The organism is Methylophaga sp. UBA2689, from assembly GCA_002354555.1.
Taxonomy (GTDB): domain Bacteria; phylum Pseudomonadota; class Gammaproteobacteria; order Nitrosococcales; family Methylophagaceae; genus Methylophaga.
Genome location: DELT01000091.1, coordinates 18226 through 28920, shown reverse-complemented (window position 1 = coordinate 28920; position 10695 = coordinate 18226). Strand labels below are relative to the sequence as shown.

General features: G+C 47.5%; 11 protein-coding genes. 5 read left to right on the top strand and 6 right to left on the bottom strand.

All coding sequences use genetic code 11. The annotated features are described in order from the left end of the window. From B3M51_RS10945 to B3M51_RS10935, 3 genes are all read right to left on the bottom strand, one after another. A partial coding sequence (locus B3M51_RS10945; RefSeq protein ID WP_292759195.1) for a DUF1538 domain-containing protein occupies nt 1-917 on the bottom strand: 917 nt, incomplete at its 3' end. Between the two features lie 45 nt (nt 918-962). Beyond that, nucleotides 963-2036, bottom strand: a complete 1074-nt coding sequence (locus B3M51_RS10940; protein ID WP_292480072.1) for a DUF484 family protein — start codon at nt 2034-2036, stop codon at nt 963-965. Nucleotides 2037-2073: 37 nt separating this feature from the next. After that, the gene (locus B3M51_RS10935) at nt 2074-2799 is read right to left on the bottom strand and encodes a ComF family protein (RefSeq protein WP_292759192.1); all 726 of its coding nucleotides are present in this window, start codon (nt 2797-2799) and stop codon (nt 2074-2076) included. A gap of 33 nt (nt 2800-2832) precedes the next feature. Between B3M51_RS10935 and bioB the strand changes: the two genes are divergently transcribed. The 5 genes from bioB to bioD all read left to right on the top strand — a co-directional run bounded on the left by bioB (nt 2833) and on the right by bioD (nt 7424). Then, nucleotides 2833-3846, top strand: coding sequence for a biotin synthase BioB (gene bioB / locus B3M51_RS10930; protein WP_292480069.1), 1014 nt, complete (start codon nt 2833-2835; stop codon nt 3844-3846). A gap of 109 nt (nt 3847-3955) precedes the next feature. After that, the gene (gene bioF / locus B3M51_RS10925) at nt 3956-5128 is read left to right on the top strand and encodes an 8-amino-7-oxononanoate synthase (protein WP_292759189.1); all 1173 of its coding nucleotides are present in this window, start codon (nt 3956-3958) and stop codon (nt 5126-5128) included. After that, a complete protein-coding gene (gene bioH / locus B3M51_RS10920; protein ID WP_292759186.1) occupies nt 5118-5876 on the top strand; it encodes a pimeloyl-ACP methyl ester esterase BioH in 759 nt (252 codons plus the stop codon). The genes bioF and bioH overlap by 11 nt, the downstream gene beginning before the upstream one ends. After that, a complete protein-coding gene (bioC, locus tag B3M51_RS10915) occupies nt 5869-6768 on the top strand; it encodes a malonyl-ACP O-methyltransferase BioC (RefSeq protein WP_292759183.1) in 900 nt (299 codons plus the stop codon). Before bioH ends, bioC begins: the two co-directional genes overlap by 8 nt. Further along, a complete protein-coding gene (bioD, locus tag B3M51_RS10910) occupies nt 6768-7424 on the top strand; it encodes a dethiobiotin synthase (RefSeq protein WP_292759180.1) in 657 nt (218 codons plus the stop codon). The genes bioC and bioD overlap by 1 nt, the downstream gene beginning before the upstream one ends. 3 nt (nt 7425-7427) lie before the next feature. Here the strand turns inward: bioD and B3M51_RS10905 are convergent, their stop codons facing one another. The 3 genes from B3M51_RS10905 to B3M51_RS10895 form a co-directional block, all read right to left on the bottom strand. Further along, nucleotides 7428-8087: a glutathione S-transferase gene (locus B3M51_RS10905; RefSeq protein ID WP_292759177.1), complete on the bottom strand. Its 660-nt coding sequence runs from the start codon at nt 8085-8087 to the stop codon at nt 7428-7430. Nucleotides 8088-8171: 84 nt separating this feature from the next. Next, entirely contained in the window at nt 8172-8771 is a 600-nt protein-coding gene (locus B3M51_RS10900; RefSeq protein ID WP_292480058.1) for a PilZ domain-containing protein, read from the bottom strand. Nucleotides 8772-8905: 134 nt separating this feature from the next. Next, nucleotides 8906-10315: a PhoH family protein gene (locus B3M51_RS10895; RefSeq protein WP_292480057.1), complete on the bottom strand. Its 1410-nt coding sequence runs from the start codon at nt 10313-10315 to the stop codon at nt 8906-8908. Nucleotides 10316-10695 lie beyond the last annotated feature (380 nt).

Genomic DNA, 10695 nt, shown 5'->3' with positions numbered 1-10695 from the left:
CCGAATAACACCATGGCAAAACCTAAAATCACTTTGCGTGGATTCGTTAACGGTCGTTTTAACACCAGATACTGAAAAAACAGGATAGTGATAATGATAGGCAGCACATCTCCCATCATTCCCAATAAATCCATCAGCATGGTCATCGGGCCTGATATTGCTTCTTGTTGCGCAGTGTCAATACTATGATCCGCTGTCGGAGCAGTTTCACTACCCCTGAACACTACAATCCCGTACAACTGCACTGTTATCATCGGTACCATCACGGCCATGGCCACAATGCCAAAGCCATCAATAAGCGGGTTACGGCCACGAATGGATGAGGCTAAACCAATGCCTAAAGCTGCTATCAATGGGACGGTGACAATATTGGTGGTAACGCCGCCTGAATCATAAGCCAGGCCGACGATTTCAGCCGGTGTGAAAAATGTAATCACCACAACAATCAGGTAACCAATAATCATGAACCAGTGTAGCGGGTAACCAAACAGGATTCGAAATACTCCTAGTGCAACCACAAAGCCAACAGAAATGGCCACCAGAAAGCGCAGAATCAATGCATCTATTCGGCCTTCACTGATCTCCTGAGCTTGTTCGGCCACGGCAATTAAAGCCGGTTCGGCAATCACCGCCGAAAAGCCTAGCGCAAAACCAAACGCGAGCAGAATCGACAACGAACCACGTCGGGTAAACTGATTGGAAAGACTTTTACCGACAGGAAAAATACTTAATTCAAGTCCGCGCAGAAAGAGGGCGACACCGATGGCCACAACAAAAAGGCCGAGACTGATGCTCAGGCTACTTTCCGGAACGCGTTGCAATACAAAAGCTTGAAAAATAACCACAACGACGACGATTGGCAGCAGATTTTTCAATGCATGCAATAATGCAGCTGAAAAAGCTTTCAGTTGATTCACTGTGTCCTCTTTACCGTCGGTTAACGTTTTCGGGCTTCATTAGTTTCAGGCTTCAGCGCTGACTTTTACCTGATTGCGCCCGGATAGTTTGGCACCATACACTGCCTGGTCAGCTGATTGTAACAGACGCTTGACGGTCATTTTACTGCCCGGGTCCAGAGTGGAAACACCCACCGACAGGGTAACCTGTAATGCCTTACCGGTTGGGGAGGTGAAATGGGTTTCAGCAACGGTTTTTCGCATACGTTCTGCAATATCTGCCGCCACAGAACGCGTTGCATCGGCCAGTAAAACGACAAATTCTTCCCCTCCATAACGTGCCAGTACATCGCCTTGTCGTAAACTGTCATTGAGCAGCTGTGCAACATGTTTGAGTACCTGATCGCCAGTCTGATGGCCGTGACTGTCATTGATGCGTTTGAAATAGTCCAGATCGACAAACAGACAGGACAAGGGGGTGGCATTACGATTAGCGCGGCTGAATTCTTCAATGATGCGTTGATCGAAAAAGCGACGGTTATTTACCCCGGTAAGCGGATCTCGTAAACCAACCAGTTTCACTTCCTCATGCAGCCGGGCATTTTCGATACAGGCTGATACTACCGCGGCCAGATGTTGTAAAAACTGGGTTCCGATATTGGATTGAAAGCGATTGGGATTACGGCTGCCCAGATTGAGACTGCCTATCAATTGATTTTGACGAATCAGAGGGAGTAAGGCGACGGAACCTAATTCATTATGTGTGGGAAACAGTTGCTGGTGCTGATGAGCAGAAAATCTGGTGAGGCGGGGAACCCGTCGTAAACTGAAAAATTGTTCCAGGCGTTGAACCGACTCAGTAAACAATAAATGTTTATGCCAATGTTCGGTTTCCGATAAAGAATCCAGCAGGCGTTGGAACTCATATTCCGGATCATGCAGCATCAAAGTGACTGCCGTCAGTTGAAAACGATGTTTATGTTCTTCCAGGATCAGTTTCAGTAACGGCTCTAGACCGCTGCTGTTGAGCAAGCTTAATTCATATTGCTGAAAGTTGAGCTGTTTTCGCTCATTACTTTTGGCAATACGAATCAGATCATCCAAACGATCTTGAAGCGTCGTCACGTCTTTTTGAGGCATGCAACAGCCTTGAGCACTGAAATAAGTGTGATGGAGCCTAATAATGGCGCATTGCGCGTGCAATTGTCCATACTTCTACCGTTTCCACACCATTTCGCTGTAAACAATGAGTGGCTTCAGCCACCGTATGTCCCGTGGTATAAACATCATCGACCAGTGCGATATGTTTGTAAGGCAATGCTTTAGCGATGGCAAATGCCTGTTTCAAATTACGTTTGCGTTGTTTACCGCTCAAGCCTGTTTGGGGAGAGGTATTACGCTGCCGGACCAAACTGGTTTTATCCACCGCAATATCAAGCTGAGATCCCAGTGAGTCCGCTAACTGAGCAGCCTGGTTATATCCACGACTGCGCATGCGGCTTGGATGCAAAGGAATGGGAATCAGTACTTCGGGGAATGCATGATTCCGTTGTCTGGTTTTATCTGCCAGCAGTCTGGCATATAGTCTGGTAAAGACCAGTTGCTGATGAAATTTGAATGCAGCAATGCAATGATTGACAGGTGTTTCATAACGAAATAACACCAGACTCAATTGTTGAGGTGGCGGTTGTTGCAGGCATTGTCCGCAAATTCCTGCCTCATTTAGTGGCAGCGCACATCGCTGACAACAATGGCCCAACCACGGCAGGTCGTTGATACAGGCTTTGCAAAGTGCATCCTGCTGACTAAACTCGCCACAGAGGAAGCAGGGAATCGGCAACAGTTTGCTGTATAATTCCGCCAAACGATGCGTCAATACGGCACTAAAGTTTCTGGCCATCATGTTATTAATCCATTAAATCTGATGAAGAAGCCCATGACTGAAAATATAGCAGAAAAGACCGCACCGCTTCGCCATGACTGGCAGCAGGCGGAAATTGAAGCCTTGTTTGATTTGCCATTTGCGGATCTGATGTACAAAGCTCAAACCATTCACCGGCAGAATTTTGATGCCAATGCTGTGCAAATCAGTACATTGTTAAGCATCAAAACGGGTGGCTGTGCCGAGGATTGTGGTTACTGTCCACAAAGCGCACATCATCCATCGGCAGTAAAAGCTGAACCGTTAATGCCTCTGGATAAAGTACTTGAATCCGCTGCTCAGGCTAAATCCACTGGGGCCAGCCGTTTTTGTATGGGTGCTGCCTGGCGAAATCTGAAAGACCGTGATGTGGATCGTGTAGTAGCAATGATTGAAGGTGTGAAGGACATGGGGCTGGAAACCTGTGTCACGCTGGGTATGCTGGAAAATCATCAGGCCAAGCGTCTGAAAGATGCCGGTCTGGATTACTATAATCATAATCTCGATACCTCACCGGAATTCTATGGTGAAATCATCTCTACCCGTACTTATCAGGATCGTCTGGATACCTTAAGTCATGTTCGTGAAGCTGGCATTCATGTCTGCAGTGGCGGCATTGTCGGCATGGGCGAGAGTCGTAAGGATCGGGCTGGTCTGTTAATCAGTCTGTCCAACTTGCCAAGTCATCCTGAGAGCGTGCCAATCAATTTGCTGGTACAGGTCGAAGGCACACCACTGGATGGCATTAACAATCTGGATCCGTTTGAATTTGTCCGCACTATCGCTGTGGCGCGCATTATGATGCCTCAGTCTTTTGTCAGACTTTCTGCTGGTCGCGAAAACATGACCGATGAATTACAGGCAATGAGTTTTCTGGCCGGTGCCAATTCAATTTTTTACGGTGAAAAACTGCTGACGACAGATAATCCGGATACTGATCATGATCAGCGTCTATTCAATCGTCTGGGAATTACACCGTTACAGGTCGGACAGCAGCAATCGGAAGATAAACACTGTTCAGCGGCCTGAACGTTAAGTTAAAGATAATGCTCTGTGTGATGCTATCGCACAGAGCATTTCTGTTAATGAAGTCTGTCGGTTGCATCGCTCAAGATAACTGATTTCTCGAGGCGCTTTAGTGTCACAACTTCCCTGGCATTCACAACTCCAACAAACATTAACCGATCGCAAAGCCGCTGGCTTGTATCGTCGTACGCGGTTGCGTGATGGTGAACAGGGCGTTGAGGTGATGCTGGATGGTCGTAAAATGCTGTCTTTCAGCAGTAATGATTATCTGGGCCTGGCAGCACACCCCAGCTTAAAAAAAGCTTTTACTGAGGCATTGGATCGCGAAGGCGTCGGCAGTGGCGCAGCGCATTTACTAACCGGTCACAGCCGTTATCATCAGCAGCTTGAAGAGGCTCTTGCAGAATTTACCGGCCAACAGCGCGTTCTATTGTTTTCCACCGGCTATATGGCCAATATCGGGGTAATTGATGGGCTGCTGGGTAAAACGGATGTGGTGGTACAGGATAAATTGAATCACGCCTCCTTACTGGATGGCGGTCGCCTCAGTGAAGCTCAGCAATTGCGTTACCCTCATGCCGATATGGCTTTGCTCCATCAACGATTGCACACTGCAGCCAACTCACGAAACAAACTGATTGTCAGTGATGGTGTGTTCAGTATGGACGGCGATATTGCGCCATTAACAGAAATCATGGCATTGGCCGAACAGCACAAAGCTGGCGTATTGATTGATGATGCGCATGGTCTTGGGGTGCTTGGTCAAAACGGCGGTGGTGTTATTGAGCATTTTGGCCCAACCCAGCAAAAGCCGATATTAGTCGGCACCTTTGGCAAAGCGTTTGGCACGGCAGGGGCTTTTGTTGCAGCTGACGAGGTGGTGATTGAAACTCTGGTGCAACAGGCTCGCAGTTTTATCTATACCACTGCCCAGCCGCCGGCAATTGCAGCAGCAACGCTGGCAAGTTTAAAACTGGTGCAACAGGAAACCTGGCGGCGTGACAAATTACAAAAACTTATCAAACAATTTCGTGATGGGGCGGATCAACTGGAATTACCGATAATGCCATCGCAAACGGCGATTCAACCGTTGTTGATTGGTGATGATAAAAAAGCCCTTAAATTGGGACAGGATATGGAACAGCATGGCATTCTAGTCGGCATTATTCGGCCACCAACTGTGCCGAAAAATACCGCCAGATTGCGTATTACGCTTTCTGCAGCTCACGATGCCGAACATATTGATAAATTGCTTGGTGCTCTGGAGGTCAGTTATGGACATTAAACAAATGGGCCAAGGACCTGATTTGGTTTTACTGCATGGCTGGAGCATGCATAGTGGTGTCTGGCAGCCGTTGGCTGAATTACTGGCGGAAGAGTTCACCTTACACCTTGTCGACTTGCCCGGACATGGCACTTCTGAATGGCATTCCGACGCGCTGCAGATCGACAATATCCTTAATGAATTAGAACGCAATGTTCCAGAAACTGCTTTTTGGCTGGGCTGGTCATTGGGCGGCCAATTAAGTTTGGCATTTGCCGCACGGTTTCCCCAGCGGGTTAGCAAACTTATCCTGATGGCGGCAAATCCGAAATTTGTGACGTCGGACGATTGGCCAGATGCCATGGATTCAGCTGTGTTTTCGGTATTTTCTGGTCAGCTTCATCAAAATCAACGGGAAACCCTGAAACGCTTTGTGATGTTACAGGCCCGGGGGGCGGAAGGCAGTCGGGAAACTATCCAGCTACTGGCCGAACAAACTGCGGATAATGTAGCGCATCCCGAGGCATTAAAGGCCGGGCTGGAATTACTGGAAATCCTTGATTTACGTCTGGCGCTCAGTCAATTGAGTCAGCCGGTACAGTTCATTCTTGGGGATCGTGATCAACTGGTGCCCATTTCACTGGCTGAACGTTTGTCCGATTTAACTTCCAATATCGTGATTGAACGTATTGCCGGTGCAGGTCATGCGCCGTTTATCTCGCAACCACAACGTTGTGCGAACCACATATACGGATTTCTGCATGACTGAACAGGCATCAGGACCGGAAAAAAATCGTGTAGCACGCAGCTTTGGCAAAGCCGCCGTCAGTTATGATGATGTGGCGATATTGCAGCGTGATACCGCAGATGAAATGCTGGATCGTCTGGATCTGGTCAAAATCAATCCACAGCATATTCTGGACTTGGGAACCGGCACAGGACGCAATCTGCATTTGCTGGAGCAACGTTATCCGGCTGCCCGGCAATTGGCAGTAGATATTGCACCGGCGATGCTTAATCAGGCAAAACAGCGTTATCGTACAGATCAAGGCTTACGTCGCTGGTTACCGGGGCAGAAATCACCTTTATTTATTGCCGGTGATGCTGAGCAGTTACCCTTAGCCGACAATAGTGTGGATTTAGTCTATGCCAACCTTGCTTTGCAGTGGTGTGATCTGCAATCAGCATTCGAAGAGATACAGCGCGTATTGCGCCCCGGTGGTTTGCTGATGTTCAGTACCCTGGGTCCTGATACTTTGCAGGAGCTGCGTCAAAGTTGGGCAATAGTAGATAATTATCCACATATCAATGTTTTTCTGGATATGCATGATGTGGCGGAAGCCATGTTTGCTGCCGGGCTCAGTGATCCCGTGCTGGACAGTGATAGGCATAGTCTTTTGTATAACGACATTATCGGCATGATGCGCGATCTGCAGCAACTGGGAGCTCGCAATGTCAATCAGGGACGGCGCCGTGGTTTAACGGGTAAAAACACCTTGAAAAAAGTAACCCATGCCAGTGAACAATTTCGGGTCAATGGTCAACTTCCAGCCACTTATGAAGTGATTTATGGACATGCCTGGGCAGGGGAGAATTCTCTGCCGATGACCGAAGATGGCTGTGTGGCAGTCAGTCTCGACCAATTGAGAAGCAAGCTCTGATGACTCAGCATATATTTGTTACCGGCACTGATACCGAAGTCGGCAAAACACGTATCAGTGTCGGACTGATCAAAGTCTTACAACAGCAAGGCCTCAGAGTTGCGGCAATGAAACCGGTAGCCAGTGGCTGTGAGTGGCGGGATGGGCAATTGCAAAATGAGGATGCACTGGCCTTAAGCCAGCAGGCAGATATCAAATTACCTTATTTGCAGGTCAATCCTTATGCCTTTGAACCGGCGATTGCCCCACATCTGGCAGCGAAACAGGTAGGGGAAACCATTTCACTGACTGTTCTTGAAAGCCAATTTGCTGCGATGCGGTTACAGGCAGATGCCGTCGTGGTCGAAGGAGCGGGGGGCTGGCTGGTGCCATTAAATGATCAGCAAACAATTGCCGATTTGGCGAAAGCATTGAACTTACCCGTAGTGCTGGTGGTGGCAATAAAGCTGGGCTGCATCAACCATGCACTGTTGACGGTTCAGGCGATTGCCGATTCTGGTCTGAAGCTGGTGGGTTGGGTAGCCAATGACTTTCTTGATGACTCACAGTCAACCGCAATTATCCAAAGTCTGAAGCAACGTATCGCGGCGCCCTGTCTGGGGATTGTGCCCAAGCTGGCTGAAGATGAAGATGCCAGCGTATATCTGACTTTATAATGTTTATTGTTGCTGCGTTACCGGGAAAACAGTGATTTCATCTCCTGTCTGCCATTGCGGATATTTATGCATCACTTGTTTGAACAGGTCGGACTGAAGAAAGCCATTCAGCCAATTCTGCAGTTTTGGATAATCCGCATTGCTAAACCAGTCCCAGTCCACCAGAGCAAATTGTCGGATAAAAGGCAACAGTGCAAAATCTACTAAAGTAAGAGAATCAGTCATTAAGCCGGTTTGCTGGTGGAGACGATTTTCCAGTTTGGCTAAAAACTGTTCGCCCTGTTCGCGGTAGTAATGCTCGCTCTGTTCTGGATAACGATCGGCGTATTTATAGCGATCCAGCATCTGTTTGAAACTGACATCATTTTCTTCAATTAAAATGAACGCTTCCTTGCGTTGTTGTTCATCCAGCGATTCCCATATTGCATGATGCGAAGCGGCCCAAAGCATAATGTCGAGACTTTCTTCTATGACATTATTATTGTTGTCCAACAGCACCGGAACAGTGGCTTTTGGTGAGATTTCCAGCAGTTCAGCCGGTTTGTCTTTTAATACCACTTCGCGTATTTCAACTTCACAACCGGCAATGGCAATGGCCAGACGAGCACGCATGGCGTAAGGACAACGACGGAAACTATAAAGAATTGGGCGTTTGGCTGACATATCACGCTCTTGCTTAATTGGGCTGCCTGTTTGGCAGTAATCAGGCAGATGGTGTTGGACAAGATATTTGCGTGAACAGTAACGCTAAGCCTGTTTACTGTTCCGCAGTTCTTCTGCCTGACGGTTTAAGGTATGTTTGACCAGAATGTTGCGATCGGTTTCACTCATATGGGTAAAGGCTACTCGCAGATAAAAACTTTTCCCTTCAGTACTTTCAATCATTTGATCACAGCCAATCACTTTGGCAATGGCCCGGATATGCAAACCGCCGGGTAGGAGTTGCATTCTGATTTCCAGTGGTGAGCGGGCTTGAAATACCGTATCGGTCATCAAAGCCAGTCCGCCTGCACTGAGATTCACTTCATTGGCCGTTTCCGGATTGAGCGGTGTGTGTAATAACTGAACATTCTGCGCCAGTAGATTCACCTTATCATCGAGCATACGCAGGGCTCGGGCGATATCTCTGTCAGTGTGGCCGATTTGATCGGTCAGGTGATTAAAGCTTTTCTGGATTGTCGACAGCTGCTGTGTCAACTGCCCGGCTTCAGGTGTGGCATCAATAATAGACTGACCGATGTGTTCGGCTTCTGCTTCAGTCAATGGAATAAGGGACAGGACCAGCCGATCATTTATGCGGAAAAATGCGCGACGATCGGCGCCTGTAGCGGTGGTTTCGTTCATCATTTGCTTTCCTGTCTGCCCATGATTCATTTAATGAATCACTGCCATTACCTGTTAAAAGTCGAGTCAGTGTAAAACATGTACGGCACAGAAAGCATAATTTCTCTATGCCGTACATGTCACTTTTGTTAAACAGATTACAAGTTTTCTGAGGCAAAGTCAGCCAGACGTGACCGCTCACCTCTCAGCAGGGTGATATGTCCGCTATGTGGCCAGTTTTTAAAATGATCCACCACATAAGTAAGACCCGAAGTGGTCTCACTCAAATACGGCGTATCAATTTGCGAAATATTACCCAGACAGACAATCTTGGTGCCAGGACCGGCACGGGTAATCAGCGTTTTCATCTGTTTCGATGTTAAGTTTTGCGCTTCATCAATAATGATAAAGCGATTGAGGAAGGTACGACCGCGCATAAAGTTCAATGAGCGAATTTTAATCCAGCGTTGCAACAAATCATTGGTCGCCTGACGACCCCAGTCACCACCATCAGTTTTGTTGAGCACCTCCAGGTTATCCATTAATGCGCCCATCCACGGCGTCATTTTTTCTTCTTCGGTACCTGGCAGAAAACCAATATCTTCACCCACTGGAACGGTGACCCGGGTCATGATGATTTCACCATAACGTTTGTGTTCGATGCATTGGGTCAATGCAGCGGCCAGCGTCAATAAGGTTTTACCTGTACCGGCCTGACCCAGCAGGGTGACAAAATCGATTTCCGGATCCATTAATAAGTTCAAGGCAAAATTCTGTTCGCGGTTGCGAGCGGTAATGCCCCAGACAGAATGATTTTCACGGCGATAATCATGGATTAATTCGATATCGGCGGTGGTTTCATTGTTGTTTCGTACCACGGCTTCAATCGCCCGTTCTTCACCGGGTGAATAAATCAATTGATTGGGGTACCAGTCTTTTACAACGTCACCTTCCACCTGATAGAACGTGCGGCCATCTTCCGTCCATGATTCGAGGCGGTTCAGGTCTTCCCAGAAATCGGCTTTAAGTTCGCTGGATCCGCGATATAACAGATCTACATCGTCCAGCACTTTATCGTTGTAATAATCTTCGGCGCAGATACCTAACACCGTGGCTTTGATACGCAGATTAATATCTTTGGAAACCAGAATAACGTTGGTATCGACCTGTGCCTGTTGCAGATTGATGGCAACAGCCAGAATGGCATTATCAGCAATTTGGCCAGGTAATTCTTTAGGTAACTCCCCGGCCATTTGTCGGGTCTGGAAAAACAAACGACCACTGGCCTGAGGCACATCACTATTGGTTACACTGGGTAATGGAATGCCCAGATTTATCGCATCGTTGTCCGCAGCCTGTTCAAGTAAATCATCCAGAAAACGACTGACCTGACGTACATTGCGTGAGACCTCGGATAGACCTTTTTTACCTCTGTCGAGCTCTTCGAGCACCACCATTGGCAGAAAAATATCATGTTCATCAAAACGGAAGAGAGCAGTGGGGTCGTGCATCAGCACATTGGTATCAAGTACAAACAGACGTTTTGCCGCGTCGGGTCGTTTAATCATTCGGAAGAGATCCTCTTGTTATAGTGACGTACCTGCATTTGATTATGATCGAAGAATACGCATCTGCAAAGAGGCTCCAGAGTGTTTTCTATAGCGAAACCAAATAGGTTATTGAAACCACTGTAAATAATGCTTTGTAATGGATATCTTGCGAGTGATTTTGCTGTAAGTGATTAAGCTTAAGTAAGGGATGAACAATTTGTCTGGCGACAATACTTGTCGACCACATGTAAACCCATTATCGTGATGGATAGGGCTTGTTTATCTTTCATCTCAGCCTCTGTTGTGAGCTGAAAAAGCGTCAATCAAGGCACGAGGAGCTCCTTTTGTGAGATACATCCATGTATCTCACCCAGAAGGGGCTTGCGCTCAAAAACGTT